The following is a 16076-nucleotide window of genomic DNA, read 5'->3' on the forward strand; positions in this document are numbered from 1 at the left end:
GGAGATGGGGCGGCGCGGTGATGGCGGCCCGGACGAACTGCTACTGCTGGAGCTTGCGAAATTTGCTGCCGTGGAACACGATTGGGTTCACTTCACTCTGCACTTCCAGGGAATGGATACGAAGCAGAACGATGGCGTGATCCCCCGCGGGGATGTGCTGCTCGATGGTGGTGTCCAGCCACGCGGTTGCACCCACGATGAAGGCGGCTCCCCCTTCGGTAACGGTGAGATCGAGGCCGGCGAAACGGTCACCGGTTTTTGCCGCCAGGGTGCGGACGGCATCGTTGTGGGCCTCGCCGAGAACGCTGACTCCGATATTGGGTGCCGCCTCCAGTTTGGGCCAGGTTGTCGAGGTGTTCTGTATGCAGACCGCCACCAGTGGCGGATCGATCGACACCGACACGAAGCTGCTGGCCGCCAGACCTACCAGAGCCCCGTCGATCTCCGCAGCAATCGCAACGACGCCGCTGGGGAACTGGGCGTACGCCTCGCGCAGAGTCTGCTGATCGAGAACGGTACGTGTGAGGGTCATGGGCGACACTCCCTTTCGATCGTGATGCAGTTTTCGCACCTGCGCTGTGCAACCCCCGCACGGACACATTCATTTCGAGCGCACATCTACCACCAGCAAACACCCGATCCGGCGGTGATGCCACCATCGGAGCCGATGTGCCCGGACATCAACCGTCCGATCCCTCCTCGGGTTCCGGTGCAGGTCTCGGGTCGGTGCGCCGTTCCGATTCCGGTTCCGGTTCCGGAGAAGGATCCGGGCGTTCGGGCTCGACGCATTTCACGATGGGAATCGGGTCGTACTTCACCGTTCTGGTGTTCCGCGACAATTCCCTGCCCGACGCGGCATCGGTGATCACCTTGGTATCGCTGGCGGTGAAGCCCTGGCCCCCACCGGATGCGATGCAGCCCGGACCGGCGGGGAGAGTGATGGTGTTCGGAGAGGTGAATCTGGTTCGCGGCCCGGTGATGGAGTCGACGTCGACCGTCTTCGTTCCCCACAGCCGAACAGTCACGCTGGACGCATCCGCGAACGACTCGATGACCACGCCGGTGTCGTCGGGGTTGGTGAACTTCAGGTCGATGGCACCTTCGAAGACGGTCGCTTCGCGGGCCTCGGGGTAGCGACTGATGTAGTAGCTGTGCTCGGTGTGGTCGGTGTCTTCCATCCCGGCGAAGTAGGCGGCGTTGTACAGCGTCGTCGCGAACTGGCTGATGCCACCGCCGACGGCGCGATCCGGTCTCCCGTTGTCGATGATCCCCGACTCGACGAAGCCCTGTGCTGTGCCTCGCGGACCGGTGTATCCATTGAGCGAGAACGTCTCTTTCGGCTTCACGAGAGCGCCGTTGACGATCTGCGCGGTCAGTCCGATGTTGACGCCCGAGGCGTACTCGAACCCACCGGTGGTGTACTCGGCGATGACCTCCCGCACGCCCAGATTCTGAGCTCCCTCGGTGGTGAGTGCGGGCGGGGCGGGTTCGTAGATCGCGTCGGTGGTGCGATCTCCGTTGGCGGCCAGCAGAGCGGGCAACTGCTCGAGAGTTTTGCGCCACTCCACCAGTTCGCCCATCACCCCTGGCACGACTGTGGGCGCGCCGCCGGAGAAGGTGAACGACGCGTCCTTCGGCGGCATCTCGGTGCTGACCAGTTGCGGGGCGAGGATTCCGGTGGCCGCATCGGTGTCGTAGATCGGAGTCAGGCCACCCTGCCCGTCCGGATCGAAGCGCAGAACCTCGCCGACTCGATCCGGTGGCAGGATTGCGTCGACGTTCTCCCGACCCTCGACGATGACCGGTGCTGATGTGGCAGGTACCGCAACCTCGGCCATGGCTCGGTCGACCGCGTCTTGCGTCACCGACACGGGCGTCGACGCATAGGCGACTTCCGTTGCACCCGAGGCCCATTCGGTCTGCAGGTTGCGACGCGTCTGGTCGGCGTCCAGCACCCGACCATCCAATGGTGCGATGGCGACCGGAGTACTGCCCTCGAACACCACGTCACCTTCGACGGCTTCTCGATCGGTCTCGTCCCGCAACCGATCCACGGCAGCAGTCAAGGCCTGCTCGTCCGTCGTCGACACCACGCCGATTTCGCGGCTGCCGAACAACGACGTCAACCGGGTGATCGGATTGATCGGCTGCGACCCCGCGCGGTCCAATGTGGCATTCCAGTCCACATCGAGACCGGCAGCGGACGGGACCACTTCGACCATCCGATCGCCGACGTCGACCTGCACGGGTTGTTCGACTCGCTGGCCCAACTCGGAACGCAACAGAGCCTCGGCATCGGAGTGGCTCTTGCCGCCGACGTCGATGCCGGCGACGGTCACACCACGCGGTACCCGGTCGCTGGATGCCAACCAGTCTGCTGCGTACAGCAACGTCAGAACGGCAACCACCGCACCGGCACCGATGGCGATCTTCCTCCACGGCGGGACGAACCCGGTTCCATCGGGGCTTTGAGCAGGGGTTTCCGGCTGCGCCGGGACGATCGGCTGTGCCGGAACGATCGGCTGTGCGATGGTCGGAGATTCGTCTGCGACGGGCATCTGGTCCGAGTGCGCGACCGGCGGACTCGTCTCGACATCGTCCGCCGAATCGAAAACGTCCTCGGGCTCAGCAGTGTCGTGCTCAGCAGTGTCGTGCTCAGCAACGTCGGGCTCGGCGGCCTCAGGATCGACGGCCTCAGGTTCGCCGGCGTCGGACACAGCAGCGTCGGCTTCGTCGGTAACCGAAGCACCTTCGACATCAGTAGCGTCGGCATCAGAAGCGTCGGCATCGAGCTCCTGCTCGGAGTGGGTGCCATCCGCCTCGTTCTCGGACGGATGATCGGTTCCGTCGGCCTCGCCGCGGACAGCCCCGAAGACCTCGGTGGGCGCATCGTACGGCGGTACGTCGGGCTGCGATTCGCCCTCGATGGGCGCATCACCCGACCTACTGTTGCGCTCGCTCACGTTCGACCCTTCCAGGACCACCGTTCGATGTCAGATTCGCTTCTGGCCGGCGTACCCCGGGCACGAGCTTACGCAAACCGAACACCGGCGCTCACCTCGAGACAGTCGAATGCGACCAACGAGAAAGGCCCCGCACTGCTGCCGGGTCGGGGGTCAGGCAGCAGTACGGAGCCACCGGGACTATATGCATTCCTCGACCGACCGTTACACCGAGCTCGAAAATGTTTCGTCAGTTCATTCGGATGAATGAACCGGTCGATGTCGAACTGTCGCCTTCTCCGACGGCCCGGACCCAATGACCTGTCCTGACCAGCGCGAGAGTGAGCAGCAGCCGATCTCGCGGATCGGTCAGATCATGACCGGTCAACTCCTCGATTCGGCGAACGCGATAGATGACGGTGTTGCGGTGGCAGTACAGCGCTTTGGCGGCGTTGGTGGGCGAGCCGTCGGACGCGAGCATGTGAGCCAACGTGTCGAGCAGCGTTCCTCGATGTGGTTCCGGATGCGTCCACAAGTTGCCCAAGGCATGCCGCACGAGCAATTCCGAGGATTGATCATCGGCGGCCATGATCACTCGGGGTAGTCGATCCGTCGCCAATGCCACCCCGCTGGCCTCGCTGACCGTCTCGGCGGTCAATGCCGCGAGACGATATGCCGCCGCGAAGGACGACACCCCCTCCGGGGAATGCGCGACACCGACCGGCCCGACGGCCTGAGCCGCGAGCGATTCCACCACCGAATTCCACGAACCCGTGCCGAGCGCGACGAGCGCGAACTGGTGTCCGTCCCGGGTGTTCCAATGCGACACCGCACCGATCTGATCCAGAGCGTCCTCGGGCGCTGGAAGCGGCGGCGCTCCCTGATCGTCGAGCGGTCCGACCACGCAGGCGATCTGCTGCGAAGCGGACAGACCGAGAGTGGCACGGGCCTCGATGACGAACGCCGGATCGCCGCCCCGACCCGAGCGCAGTCCGTCGAGGATTTCCAACACATTGGCGATGTCTCGCTGCTGCATCCGAGCGCTCTCCTGGCGGTACGCCTCGACGAGAGTCTCGTACTGACTGTCGAGCGCACGCCATAGCTGCTGACCGGCCACCAGAAGCAGATGTTCGTCGATTCTCGACCGGCATTGCTCACGCTCGAGCATCAACTCCTCCCAGAGTGTGCGACTGCCGAGGGTGTATGCCTTGAGCACCAACTCCATCGGAATACCTTGGCGAGCTCGCTCCCTCCCGGTACGACGCCACACTTCGCGGGTGTTGTCGCTGGCAGCAGGCAAACCCGACAGCGTGCGGAGGCCCTGACCGATGTGCTCGCGGGTACTTCGCCTGATCTCGCCCGCGATATCCGGAGTAGGGCTGGCCAGGTACGCCGGTTCCTGCTCGATCAGCGCCAACGTGATCGAGTCGGCGATGGCGTCGGCGCGGGGCGTCAACGCGGCCCACGCACTCCGAATCTTCTCCTGGTCCGAGTCCGTCACCGCGCCACGGGCAGCCGAACGCGTCGAGGTTCGTTGATCAGCGGAAGCACCCACCCTCGTAGTTTTGCGCACACAGCCCACATCACAGGGCGATTTGACCGGTACTGGTGCCCTGCGACCCAAAGATTCTGTGCGCAGCGCCCATATCGCCCGATGTGCCCAACGCACCATAGTGATCGCAACAGATTGTGAGGTGCATCACTTGAATTCTCTCGACACGATGGACCCAGTCCTCACCATGACCGATGTAGACGTGTCCTTCGGCGGAATCGTCGCGCTCTCCGGAGTCAGTCTCGAAGTGCGCCCGGGCGAAGTCCTGGGCGTCATCGGCCCCAACGGCGCGGGTAAGACGACCCTGTTCAATGTCGCGTGCGGACTCGTTCGCCCGCAATCGGGAACCCTCGGCCGACACGGCGAACCCCTGACCCGCCTGCGACCCCACGACCTTCCCCGGCTCGGCATGAGCAGAACACTGCAGGGACTCGGATTGTTCGATCGAATGACCGTCCTCGACAACGTCATGATCGGTGCCGACCGAACAGCTCGCACCGGAGTTCTCGCCGGCCTCCTCGGCCTGCCGTCGAGCGCCTCCGACGACGCAGCAGTCCGGTCGACAGCGATGGCCACACTGCGACGGCTGCGGATCGACGACTACGCCCACCGACTACCACCGAGCCTGCCGTACGCGGTCCGCAAACGTGTGGCACTCGCACGCGCCCTCGTGAGCGAGCCGACACTGCTCCTGCTCGACGAACCCGCCTCGGGTCTGTCCAGCGACGAAATGAGCGAACTCGGTGACGAAATCCGCTCTCTCGCAGCACTACCGGGCCACTCCGAACCAGACAGACCCGCGACGTCGGTCATGCTCGTCGAACATCACATGGACCTCGTGATGAGCGTGTGCGACCGGATCTACGTACTGGACTTCGGCAAAGTCATCGCCCAGGGAACACCCGAGCAAATCCGCGAGGACCCTGCCGTTCTGGCTGCATACCTCGGAAACGAAGTGGCACATGAAGACTGACGCGGCTCACCTGAAGATCGTCGACCTCACCGTTCGCTACGGACCGGTCACCGCACTCGATTCGGTGTCGATGACCGTGACGGCCGGAGCAATCACCGCCGTACTCGGAGCGAACGGAGCAGGGAAGACGACACTGCTCCGCACCATCTCGGGCCTGCTTCGACCCACGTCCGGGCGCATCGAACTCGCAGGCGTCGATGTGGTCGGGATAGCGCCGGACCGTATGTCCCGCAAAGGATTGGCGCACGTTCCCGAGGGCCGAGGAGTGATAGCCGAACTGACCGTCGACGAGAATCTTCGACTCGGCGCGCTGGGACGCAACCGAAGCCACGACGCAGTCACGTTGGACCGGATCTATGACATGTTCCCGCCACTGACCGGGCGGAAAGCGTCCTCGGCGCACACCCTGTCCGGCGGGGAGCGGCAGATGCTGGTGATCGGCCGAGCCCTGATGGCGACACCATCGGTACTGCTTCTCGACGAACCATCACTCGGACTCGCCCCGAAGGTCTCCGCGCAGATCTTCGAGACTCTCCGCGCACTGGTCGATTCCGAATCCATGACCGTCGTCCTCGTCGAACAGAACGCGAGGAGCGCTCTGTCGATCGCCGAACACGCCGTGGTCCTGGATCTGGGCAAGGTCGCGATGGAAGGCCCCGCCGACACCCTCGCCGGGGACGACGCCCTCCGACACGCCTACCTCGGGTTCTAGAGCAAGCGGAAAGGACTTCTGCCACAGTGCAACAACTGCTGACCATCCTCATCAACGGCGTGACGACCGGCATGATCTATGCCGCATTCGCGCTCGCTCTCGTTCTCATCTGGCGATCGACCCGCATCGTCAACTTCGCCCAGGCCCCCATGGCCATGATCACCACCTACGTCGCACTCGTCGTCATCGACGCGGGCTACTCGTATTGGATCGGATTCGGGGTAGCACTCTTGAGCGGTCTGCTCCTCGGGGCGCTCGTCGAACGGCTCGTCATCCGGTTCGTCGACAGTTCCTCGCACATCAACCCGGTGATTCTGACGCTCGGATTGTTCATCATCCTGCACGCCCTGGCGGCCATCATCTTCGGCAACCAATTCCGTTCCTTTCCAGCACCGTTCGGCCTGACCGGCCAACGGATCGGCGATGTCAACGTGGCAATCACCGGCTACGACATCTTCAAGATCATCGCCGTCCTGGTGGTGCTGGCACTGCTGATCCTGCTGTTCCGTTTCACCGATCTGGGGCTGAAGATGCGTGCGAGCGCATTCGAGCAGGAGGTCGCAAAACTTCTCGGCGTACGCGTGAGCCGAATGCTCACCCTCGGTTGGGCTCTGGCTGCAGTGGTCGGATCGCTGGCAGGGCTGCTCATCGCAGGCGGGTCACTGGTACATCCGGGATACATGGACTCGATCGTCGTATTCGGTTTCGTCGCAGCCGTCCTCGGCGGCCTGGACAGTCCGGCGGGCGCGGTGGTCGGCGGGCTGCTGATGGGCATCGGACTGAGCTTCGTCAGTGGCTATCTCGGTCAGGATCTCGTGTCGAGCGCGGCCCTGGTGATCCTGATCGTCGTCCTTCTGGTCCGACCGAGTGGATTGTTCGCCAACGCTGCAGCAAGGAGGGTGTGAGATGAACGCAACCCTCACGCGTCTCGCCGCAACCCCGGTACGACGCCATTTCCTCTGTGCGGTAATCGGACTCGTCGTCATCGTGCTTGCCCTCGAATCGCTGAGCACCTTCCGCCAGAGTCAGCTCACCTCGGTCGCGTACCTGGCCATCGCGGCCGGCGGTTTGACCGTGCTGACCGGGTTGAGTGGCCAACTCTCGCTCGGACACGGCGCGTTCATGGCCGTCGGCGCGTACACCGCGGCGTTGATGCTCCGCGCCAACGATTCGGGATGGTCGGTGCCCCTGGTGCTGCTTGCCGCCACAGTGATCTCGGCCGTGGTCGGTGTTGTGGTCGGAGTGGCCGCCGCCCGGCTGCACGGGCCGTACCTGGCCGGTGCGACGTTGGCGCTCGCCGTCGCCGTACCCGGCCTGGCACTGTACTTCTCGGACTATCTCGGCGGTGAGCAGGGACTGGTCGTTCCGGCACCGACAGTGCCACAACTGATCGACGACGTGATGTACTTCGTCACCGGAAACGAGCTCAGTGGAACGAAATTCGTTGCATACGCCAGCTGGATTCTGCTCGTCATCGTGTTCTTCCTGTTGGCGAACATCTCGTCTAGCCGGATCGGACGTCGCTGGCGCGCAGTCCGCGACGACGAGGTCGCCGCCGAACTTGCCGGTATCGATCTGGGGCGTGCCCGCATTCTGGCGTTCGTCGTCAGCGCTGCCTGTGCGGGCGCGGGCGGTGCCGTGCTGGCGATGTCCGCGCGGATCGCAGCTCCGAGCGGATTCACGCTGATGCTGTCCTTGACCTTGCTCTCGGCGGTCGTCATCGGCGGTCTCGGCACCCTGTCCGGAGCGTTGATCGGGGCCTTGCTGCTGACCTACATCCCACCGGTAGTGACCAACCTCGGGCTCGATCTGGGGCTGAGCAGTCTGCAATCGGCCGAACTCGCACCACTGGTGACAGGAATCTTCACCGTCCTCGTCATCCTTTTCGCCCCACTGGGTTTGGTGGGCATGTTTCGAAAGTTGCGTTCAACCAGAAAAGAGAAGAAATGAAAAAGATCGGATCGGTGGCGGTCAGAACGACCGCGCTCATCGCCGTGGTCTCGTTGGCCGCAGCCTGCGGGGCGGGCGGTAGGGACGAGGCGACGGAAACCTCGGAGGGCTCGACGGTCGGTATCACCGACACCTCGGTCAAGATCGGCGCCCACTTTCCGTTGACCGGGGTCGCGGCACCCGGCTACAGCGAAATTCCCACGGGTGCGCAGGCGTACTTCGACTATGTGAACGCCGCGGGCGGCATCAACGGCAGACAGATCGAGTACGTGGTTCGAGACGACTCGTACGATCCCACCACCACTACCCAGGTCGTCAACGAACTCGTGCTCCAGGACGAGGTGTTCGCCGTCGTCGGTGGACTCGGCACGGCGACCCACAGTGCCGTCATCGACTTCCTGAACGAAGAAGGTGTGCCGGACCTGTTCGTCTCCTCCGGAGCGATCATGTGGGGCAACGATCCCGAGAAGTACCCCAATACCTTCGGTTGGCAGCCCGACTACCAGGTCGAGGGCAAGATCATCGGCGACTGGGTGACGAAGAACCGGCCCGACGCCAAGGTCGGCCTGTTCCTCCAGGACGACGACCTCGGCCGAGACAGCGAGGAGGCCGTGCGCCAGTACCTCGACGATCAGATAGTCGAGGTGGTGCGCTACACCTCGGGCAACACCGACGTCGCACCTCAGATCGCGGCTCTGCAGGGTGCCGGAGCCGATCTGGTCCTCGGCTTCAACGTGCCCTCGTACACCGCGCTGAGCCAGCTGACTGCCATGCGGCTCAACTACGACCCCGAGTGGTTCTACAGCTCGATCGGTTCCGATGTCGATCTCGTGGGCTCTCTGCTCGGGCGGTTCTCCCAGGGTGCGGTCACCGATGGCGCGCAGTCCCTCGAAGGGATGATCTCGCTGGAGTACATCCCTGGCGTCGACTCGCCGGAGAATCCGTGGACCCAACTGTGGCAGAAGGTGTGGGCGGAGAACGGAAACGGTGAGCCGTTGACGAACTACCGCGTCTACGGACTCAGTCAGGCATATGCGTTCGTGCAAGCCCTGGAGGCGGCCGGTGAGAACCCCACCCGCGAGGGAATCGTCGCGGCCATCCAGGACGGCGGCATGGATTTCGAGGGCCCGCAGCTGGCTCCGTTCCGGTACTCGGATTCGAGTCACCTCGGAATCTCCGGTGCCAGTGTCTTCCAAATCCGCGCAGGAGTGCCCGAGTACCTGACTCCGGTGCTGCAGACGGATATCGGTGACTCGGCAGTGGTGGAGTACACCGGCGGAGAGTCGACCCCGCCGGACAGCGGCATTCCCGGCTGATCGGACGCGAGAAGGGCACGCAGAGCGAACTCTGCGTGCCCTTCTTCACGTAGTGGTCAGCAGATCCGAAAACCCCTCGTCTACCGGATCCGCCGACCCTGTGTCCCCCGGATCGTGAGCAGCCGACGCTGCAGTGATCAGCGCTCGATGATGGCTGTGACGCCCTGGCCACCGGCAGCGCAGATCGAGATCAGGCCGCGGCCCGAACCCTTCTCCGCCAGCATCTTCGCCAGCGAGGCCACGATGCGTCCGCCGGTCGCCGCGAACGGGTGACCCGCAGCGAGCGAGGATCCGTTGACGTTGAGCTTGCTGCGATCGATGGAGCCGAGCGCCGAGTCCAGACCAAGACGTTCCTTGCAGTACTCGTCGCTTTCGAAGGCCTGCAGAGTCGCGAGCACCACCGAAGCGAACGCCTCGTGAATCTCGTAGTAGTCGAAGTCCTGCAAGGTCAGGCCGTTGCGGGCGAGCAGACGCGGAATCGCGTAGGTCGGGGCCATCAGCAGGCCGTCCTTGAACGAGCCGTTGCCGTGGACGTAATCGACCGCAGCGGTCTCGGAGTCGACCAGATGCGCCAGCACCGGAAGGTTGCGCTCGGCGGCCCACTCGTCGCTCGACAGCAGCGCGGCCGACGCACCGTCGGTGAGCGGCGTCGAGTTACCGGCCGTCATGGTCGCGTCGCCCAGCTTGGTTCCGAACACCGGCTTGAGGGTGGCCAACTTCTCGACGGTCGATCCCGGACGCAGGTTGTCGTCGCGGGTCAGACCGAGGAACGGCGTCACCAGATCGTCGAAGAAACCGCGATCGTATGCGGCCGCCATGTTCTTGTGGCTCGCAGCGGCCAGTTCGTCCTGGTCCTCGCGGCGGACACCGAATTCCTTGGCGGTGATGGCGGCGTGGTCACCCATCGACAGGCCGGTACGCGGCTCGCCGTTGCGCGGGATCTCGATGCCGAGCATTCCGGGCCGGACGTTGCCGAGCAGCTTGATGCGATCGGTGGTGCTCTTGGCCCGATTCAGGGAGAGCAGGAATTCACGCAGTTCGTCGTTGACGCCGATCGGGGCGTCGGAGGTGGTGTCGACACCGCCACCGATACCGGCATCGATACGGCCCGATGCGATGGCGTCGCCGACGGCGATGATCGACTGCAGGCCGGTGCCGCAGGCCTGCTGGATGTCGAAGGCCGGGGTGTACGGGCTCAACGCACTGCCGAGAACGACCTCGCGAGTGAGGTTGAAATCACGCGAATGCTTGAGCACGGCACCGGCGGCGACGAGACCGAGGCGCTCGCCCTGCAGTCCGAATCGCGAGACGAGTCCGTCGATGGTGGCGGTCAGCATGTCCTGGTTGGACGCCAGCGCGTACTTCTTGTCCGAACGCGCGAACGGAATGCGGTTGCCACCGACGATTGCGACCGGTCGTAGCTGCTTGCTTGTCACTGACGTCTCCAAACATCGTCCCCAGCATCGTGGGGAATGGCCCTGGTGGAGTTTCATCTTACTGGCGAGTAAGTTGGTTGTCGACACCCGGTCGTGCGCCTTGCTCCTCGAGCGAGCAGCGCTGAATGAAAGGTACGACAGTGGCAGCCTCCAAGGGAGCCCCAGATCTCTACTCAACGTTCCTCGCGTCCGCGCCGGGAGCCTTCATCGCCAAGCAGGCCGGCCTGCCGCAGCCCGAGAAGCTGCGTCGCCACAAAGCAGGCGAACCGCCGCTGGCCGGACCGGTACTGATCGGTGGCAGCGGTCGTCTCGTCGAACCCCTGCGTGAACTGCTCTCGGATTACCCGCAGTCGCAGCCGCACGACGACAAGCACGGCGGGCTGGTGTTCGACGCCACCGGAATCGGCAACGTCGCCGAGTTGGAGCAGCTCTTCCAGTTCTTCCAGCCGGTCATTCGCAACCTGGCCCCGTCGGCACGCGTCGTCGTCATCGGCACCACCCCCGAGGAGACCTCGAGCGTCGACGAGCACGTCGCGCAGCGCGCCCTCGAAGGATTCACCCGCAGCGTCGGCAAGGAGATCAAACGCGGCTCCACCGCCCAGCTGGTCTACATCTCCCCCAATGCCTCCACCGGCCTCTCCGGACTCGAGTCGACTTTGCGGTTCCTGCTCTCGGCGAAGTCCGCCTTCGTCGACGGCCAGGTCATCGTCGTCGGTGACGCCGACTCGACAGCACCCGCATCCTGGGACAAGCCGCTCGCAGGCAAGGTGGCCGTCGTCACCGGAGCAGCCCGCGGCATCGGTGCCACCATCGCCGAGGTTCTCGCCCGCGACGGAGCAACCGTGATCGCAGCCGACATTCCCGCTGCCGGAGAAGCTCTTTCGCAGACAGCCAACAAAGTCGGTGGCACCTCGCTCGCACTCGACGTCACCTCGCCCGACGCCGGCGAGGTACTGAGCAAGCACCTGCTCGAGCGCCACGGCGGAGCCGACATCATCGTGCACAACGCAGGCATCACCCGCGACAAGACGCTCGCCAACATGGACGACGGCCGCTGGAACTCGGTCATCGGCGTCAATCTCGCTGCCCCGCAGCGCATCACCGATGAGCTCATTGCATCCGGTGCCCTCAAGGACGGTGGCCGCGTCGTCGACGTGTCGTCCATCGCCGGCATCGCAGGCAACCGCGGTCAGACCAACTACGGCACGTCCAAAGCAGGCGTCATCGGCCTCGTACACGCCTCCGCACCCGTGCTCGCGAAGAAGAACATCACCATCAACGCCGTCGCCCCCGGCTTCATCGAGACCGCGATGACCGCTGCGATTCCGTTCGCCACCCGCGAGGCCGGACGACGGATGAGCTCGCTGCTACAGGGCGGCGAGACCGTGGACGTCGCAGAGTTGGTCTCCTACTTCGCATCTCCGGCATCCAACGCCGTCACCGGACAGGTGGTGCGCGTGTGCGGCCAGAGCCTGATCGGCGCATGAGCACCGTCACGCTGACCGCGCAGCCGAAGACGTCCGATCTCTACACCGCGGCCGCGTTGGGTGCGCTGCCGTTCTTCGGATCCAAGTCGTCCTCGGTTCCCAGCACGGTCTACGAACTCAAAGGCCTCCGGGTGGACCCGGACAACCTGGCCGGCTACTGCCGCACGACAGGACTACGGTTCGGCGATCGCCTTCCGATCACCTACCCGTTCACCCTCGTCTTCCCGACGGTGATGAAGTTGATGGTGTCGAAGGGCTTTCCGTTCGCCGCCATGGGCTCGGTGCACGCCGAGAACGTCATCGAACAATTCCGCGGCATCTCGGCCTCCGAGCCGCTGGACGTGCGCGTACACGCGGAGAACCTGCGTGAGCACCGCAAGGGATTGCTCGTCGACGTCATCAGTGAGGTCAATGTGGGCCGGGAGCTGGTCTGGAAGCAGACCTCGAGCTTCCTGAGCCTGCAGAAGACCTCACTGTCCGGTGGTCCTCGCGAGGCACCGCCCGCCGACGAGGTTCCGCCGCCCCCGACGCGCACACTGCGCGTCGACCAGCGCATCATCAGCCGGTACGCGGCCATCTCCGGAGACCGCAATCCCATCCACGTATCCTCGCTCGGCGCAAAGGCATTCGGCTTTCCGAAGACCATCGCGCACGGAATGTGGAGCGCTGCGGCTGTTCTGCAGACCGTCGAGGGTCGAATCCCGGAAGCGGTGAACTACAGCATCCGCTTCGGCAAGCCCATCGTTCTGCCCGCGACCGTGAACGCCTACGCCGATGCCGTCGGTACCGGGTGGGACCTGTCGCTGAAGAACCCGAAGAAGGGCTACCCGCATCTGACGGGCACCCTGCGCTGATTCAGCTCTGCCCGCCGAACTCGAAGTCATGGACGGATTCCTCGCGAATCTCGTCCATGACTTCGAGTTCGGCACCGACTAGGTAGTGGCAGCCTTCTTGCCTGCCAGGCCGCGCCACGCCAGGTTCTCGAGCAAATCGGCGGCCGCGTCCACCTCGATCTCGCCGCCTGCCACCCTGTCGGCCACAGCCTCACCGGCACCGACCAGCGCGACGGCCATCAGCCCGAAGTTCTGAGACTGCTCCGGATCCCTGGTACTCATCGCCAGCAAACCCGCCGTCAACTCGATCAGACGATCCCGGCTGCTCTGCACCTGTGAGGCAAAGGCCTGCTGTCCGATCGCCTGACGGTAGAGCACCATCCACGACTTGCGGTTCTCGCCGACGAATCCCAGAAAACCGATCAACGCCCTGCGCAGCTGCTCACGCGGAGTGAGAGTGGGATCGGCCGCAGGGGTCAACGCTTCGACGAACTTGAGACCCTCGCGGTGGATGCAGGCGGCGAACAGCTCTTCCTTCGACCCGTAGTACAAATACAGCATCGGCTTGGAGATGGCGGCCTTCTTGGCAATCGAATCCATCGACGTCTCGTGAAAACCGTTGTCGGAGAAAACATCTACCGCCGCGTCCAGCATCTGCTGCTCGCGGACGGCGCGGGGCAATCTCTTGGTGCCGCCAGCCATGGACCCTCCAATACGTACGAAGCACTAGACGTTACTCCACAGTAAGGTCCGGTACACCCAATCAGGTGCCGCACGCCCCTTTGAACCGGGCCACCGTCGCTGCGGCCTGGTCCACCTCGGCCGCCGACAGACGCCCACTGGCCACCGCGTCCTCGAGATTGTCCAACACCGCCGGCACCTGATCGGTTGTCAGCCACAGCGCCACATCGGCACCCGCAACCAACGCTGCCTCCACCGCGTCGACGATCCCGAGCCGGGCAGTGATGGCCGCCATGCCGCTGAGATCGTCGGTGAAGATCGGACCGTCGAAAGGCTGCGCCCCGAAGCCGACGCCATCGCGCAACAACGCCATCGCCGCCGGGCTGATGCTCGCAGGAACACCGGGATCGGTCAGCCCGGGAACATCGAGATGCCCGACCATGACGCCAACACCGGTGTCGTCCAGAGCAGCGAACGGCAACAGATCCTTGGTCTTCAACTCGTCGAGCGGGGGCGTGCTCACCGCACCGGTGTGCGAATCGCCCGAACCCGAACCATGCCCCGGAAAATGTTTGATCACCGGCTTGATTCCTGCATCCTCCAGGCCCCGCGCATAAGCCCCCGCGTACTCGATGACAACCTGCGGGTCATCGGAGAACGACCGGTCGCCGATGACCGAATCGTCGGGCTGCGCGCTCACGTCGACCACCGGGGCGAAATCCACGGTGACACCCAAGTCCTTCAACCCTCGGCCGCGGGTGAGGGCCTCCTGATACACCTCGTCCACCGACATCGTCCGAGCCAACACCCGCGCCGACGGCGCCTCTCCCAGGACTCCTCGTCGATCGTGACCATCGGAGCCACCGCGGACGCGTCGAGCACCTGAGATACCTCCCGATTTCTCAGCATCGACTCGTCGGTCCAACTCCCGATGAAAATTCCGCCGACCTGCTCGGTCGACATGATCTGGACCGCGTCCTGCGTTCCGGTGACTCCGACAGTGAGCAACTGAGCCAAACGCTGCCGCTCCGACAACCCGTCCACGAACGCAACGCACGCGTCGACCGGAGGAGCCGGCTGCATCTCGGTGCTCCCGGCCACCGTCGTCGTCGGGTCGGCTGTCACCGACTGCGTCGACGCAACCTGCGCGGACTCGGTGGAGCACGAAACCAACAAACCCACACCGACCGTCATCACCGCAGCGGACCGAACCGAAAACCGAAGTCGCATGGAACAAGACGGTAGCCGAGAACGGAAGGGCTGCCATCGCCCCGGGGTTTCGGATCGATGTGGTTTTGTTGTGCACTCCGAGCGACTGGACGCCGCATCGATCCCAACCGGAGCGGTAATCTGGACCAACGCGACATGAGGAGGGTTTCGAACCATGACCGCAGATCTCATACTCATTGCCTACGACGGCTCCGACAACGCCAAACGAGCAATCGACTACGCGGGACGGTTTCTCACCACCTCGCGCGCGATCGTCGTCACCGCCTGGGAGCCCATGGTCCGTCAGGCCGCGCGAATGTCCGGTCTCTCAGGAGTCATGCAGCCCGAATGGGTCCCCGACGACGAAGCCGAGGACGTCGCACTCACCGACGCGAAAGTCACCAACAGCGAAGGCGTCGCACTGGCCGAAGCCGCCGGCCTCGAGGTGGAGGGACAGTGCACCGAATGCACCACCGCCATCTGGAGCGCCATCGTGGAAAAAGCCGACGAGATGAATGTCGACATCATCGTCACCGGCACCCGAGGTGCCACCGGTCTGCGCGCACTGTTGCAGAGCTCCGTGGCAGAGCACGTGCTACGACACAGCCACCGCCCGGTCCTGATCGTCCCGCCCGGCCAGTAACGCACCCATTCTCCGGGCCTCCACTCGAGGTCGATCGGGTCATTCCGCAGGCTTCACTCGAGGTCAATCGGGTCATTCCGCAGGCTTCACTCCTGTCAGTGATACCGTGATGCCCGCGTGGGGGTCCACCTCACCCATCTCTGACCTGAGCCGACTGACTGGAGAACCGAGATGAAGTTCGCTGTCCCGGGTGTCATTGCCGCCGTCGTCGGTGCCGTGCTGGGTGCGGGCGTCGTGTTCGGAGTCACCGCCGCCGCAGCCGACAACTCTCGTCCGGATATCGATCGCACCGGAAACGCCGACTCCTCCTTGCTGAACCAGGTTGAGTACGGCAGCCGCTGA

At 64.4% G+C, this 16076-nt stretch carries 14 protein-coding genes and 1 pseudogene; 9 read left to right on the top strand and 6 right to left on the bottom strand.

Going from position 1 to position 16076, the window contains the following annotated elements:
* Positions 1-40 precede the first annotated feature (40 nt).
* The 3 genes from J1M87_RS11285 to J1M87_RS11295 all read right to left on the bottom strand — a co-directional run bounded on the left by J1M87_RS11285 (position 41) and on the right by J1M87_RS11295 (position 4497).
* The gene (locus tag J1M87_RS11285; RefSeq protein WP_206489668.1) at positions 41-532 is read right to left on the bottom strand and encodes a flavin reductase family protein; all 492 of its coding nucleotides are present in this window, start codon (positions 530-532) and stop codon (positions 41-43) included.
* A 148-nt stretch (positions 533-680) separates the two neighbouring features.
* On the bottom strand, positions 681-2963 hold the full coding sequence (locus tag J1M87_RS11290) for a VanW family protein (RefSeq protein WP_206489669.1): 2283 nt from the start codon (positions 2961-2963) through the stop codon (positions 681-683).
* A 229-nt stretch (positions 2964-3192) separates the two neighbouring features.
* Positions 3193-4497 carry a helix-turn-helix domain-containing protein gene (locus tag J1M87_RS11295; RefSeq protein WP_307830785.1) on the bottom strand — a complete coding sequence of 435 codons (1305 nt, stop codon included), beginning with the start codon at positions 4495-4497 and terminating at the stop codon, positions 3193-3195.
* A 184-nt stretch (positions 4498-4681) separates the two neighbouring features.
* Between J1M87_RS11295 and J1M87_RS11300 the strand changes: the two genes are divergently transcribed.
* The 5 genes from J1M87_RS11300 to J1M87_RS11320 are packed head-to-tail and all read left to right on the top strand — an operon-like array spanning position 4682 to position 9445.
* Positions 4682-5467, top strand: coding sequence for an ABC transporter ATP-binding protein (locus tag J1M87_RS11300; RefSeq protein WP_206489670.1), 786 nt, complete (start codon positions 4682-4684; stop codon positions 5465-5467).
* Positions 5457-6179 carry an ABC transporter ATP-binding protein gene (locus J1M87_RS11305; RefSeq protein ID WP_206489671.1) on the top strand — a complete coding sequence of 241 codons (723 nt, stop codon included), beginning with the start codon at positions 5457-5459 and terminating at the stop codon, positions 6177-6179. The genes J1M87_RS11300 and J1M87_RS11305 overlap by 11 nt, the downstream gene beginning before the upstream one ends.
* Positions 6180-6205: 26 nt before the next feature.
* Positions 6206-7084 (top strand): branched-chain amino acid ABC transporter permease, encoded by an 879-nt coding sequence (locus J1M87_RS11310; protein ID WP_206489672.1) that lies wholly within the window; start codon positions 6206-6208, stop codon positions 7082-7084.
* A gap of 1 nt (position 7085) precedes the next feature.
* Positions 7086-8129 (top strand): branched-chain amino acid ABC transporter permease, encoded by a 1044-nt coding sequence (locus J1M87_RS11315; RefSeq protein ID WP_206489673.1) that lies wholly within the window; start codon positions 7086-7088, stop codon positions 8127-8129.
* Entirely contained in the window at positions 8126-9445 is a 1320-nt protein-coding gene (locus tag J1M87_RS11320; protein WP_206489674.1) for an ABC transporter substrate-binding protein, read from the top strand. The genes J1M87_RS11315 and J1M87_RS11320 overlap by 4 nt, the downstream gene beginning before the upstream one ends.
* A 137-nt stretch (positions 9446-9582) precedes the next feature.
* On the opposite strand, the gene J1M87_RS11325 is transcribed toward J1M87_RS11320, so the two are convergent.
* Positions 9583-10881, bottom strand: coding sequence for an acetyl-CoA C-acetyltransferase (locus J1M87_RS11325; RefSeq protein ID WP_206489675.1), 1299 nt, complete (start codon positions 10879-10881; stop codon positions 9583-9585).
* A gap of 140 nt (positions 10882-11021) precedes the next feature.
* Between J1M87_RS11325 and J1M87_RS11330 the strand changes: the two genes are divergently transcribed.
* Positions 11022-12368 (top strand): 3-oxoacyl-ACP reductase, encoded by a 1347-nt coding sequence (locus tag J1M87_RS11330; RefSeq protein ID WP_206489676.1) that lies wholly within the window; start codon positions 11022-11024, stop codon positions 12366-12368.
* Positions 12365-13222, top strand: a complete 858-nt coding sequence (locus J1M87_RS11335; RefSeq protein WP_206489677.1) for a MaoC/PaaZ C-terminal domain-containing protein — start codon at positions 12365-12367, stop codon at positions 13220-13222. Before J1M87_RS11330 ends, J1M87_RS11335 begins: the two co-directional genes overlap by 4 nt.
* 78 nt (positions 13223-13300) lie before the next feature.
* Here J1M87_RS11335 and J1M87_RS11340 read toward each other — a convergent pair whose 3' ends face one another.
* Together J1M87_RS11340 and J1M87_RS11345 are read right to left on the bottom strand one after the other, a co-directional pair.
* Positions 13301-13903 carry a TetR/AcrR family transcriptional regulator gene (locus J1M87_RS11340; RefSeq protein ID WP_206489678.1) on the bottom strand — a complete coding sequence of 201 codons (603 nt, stop codon included), beginning with the start codon at positions 13901-13903 and terminating at the stop codon, positions 13301-13303.
* A 61-nt stretch (positions 13904-13964) separates the two neighbouring features.
* Positions 13965-15112, bottom strand: a pseudogene (locus J1M87_RS11345) (glycoside hydrolase family 3 N-terminal domain-containing protein).
* 154 nt (positions 15113-15266) lie between these two features.
* Between J1M87_RS11345 and J1M87_RS11350 the strand changes: the two are divergent.
* On the top strand, positions 15267-15734 hold the full coding sequence (locus J1M87_RS11350) for a universal stress protein (RefSeq protein WP_206489679.1): 468 nt from the start codon (positions 15267-15269) through the stop codon (positions 15732-15734).
* A 171-nt stretch (positions 15735-15905) separates the two neighbouring features.
* On the top strand, positions 15906-16076 hold the full coding sequence (locus J1M87_RS11355; RefSeq protein ID WP_080730504.1) for a DUF2613 domain-containing protein: 171 nt from the start codon (positions 15906-15908) through the stop codon (positions 16074-16076).

The sequence above is a fragment of the Rhodococcus sp. KRD162 genome, from assembly GCF_017168335.1.
Classification (GTDB): Bacteria; Actinomycetota; Actinomycetes; order Mycobacteriales; family Mycobacteriaceae; genus Rhodococcoides.

What these genes read in the sequence shown, in the direction of transcription:
- J1M87_RS11285 (WP_206489668.1), bottom strand. Translation starts at nt 532, where the DNA reads ATGACCCTCACACGTACCGTTCTCGATCAGCAGACTCTGCGCGAGGCG.
- J1M87_RS11300 (WP_206489670.1), top strand. Translation starts at nt 4,682, where the DNA reads ATGACCGATGTAGACGTGTCCTTCGGCGGAATCGTCGCGCTCTCCGGA.
- J1M87_RS11305 (WP_206489671.1), top strand. Translation starts at nt 5,457, where the DNA reads ATGAAGACTGACGCGGCTCACCTGAAGATCGTCGACCTCACCGTTCGC.
- J1M87_RS11315 (WP_206489673.1), top strand. Translation starts at nt 7,086, where the DNA reads ATGAACGCAACCCTCACGCGTCTCGCCGCAACCCCGGTACGACGCCAT.
- J1M87_RS11320 (WP_206489674.1), top strand. Translation starts at nt 8,126, where the DNA reads ATGAAAAAGATCGGATCGGTGGCGGTCAGAACGACCGCGCTCATCGCC.
- J1M87_RS11335 (WP_206489677.1), top strand. Translation starts at nt 12,365, where the DNA reads ATGAGCACCGTCACGCTGACCGCGCAGCCGAAGACGTCCGATCTCTAC.
- J1M87_RS11340 (WP_206489678.1), bottom strand. Translation starts at nt 13,903, where the DNA reads ATGGCTGGCGGCACCAAGAGATTGCCCCGCGCCGTCCGCGAGCAGCAG.
- J1M87_RS11350 (WP_206489679.1), top strand. Translation starts at nt 15,267, where the DNA reads ATGACCGCAGATCTCATACTCATTGCCTACGACGGCTCCGACAACGCC.
- J1M87_RS11355 (WP_080730504.1), top strand. Translation starts at nt 15,906, where the DNA reads ATGAAGTTCGCTGTCCCGGGTGTCATTGCCGCCGTCGTCGGTGCCGTG.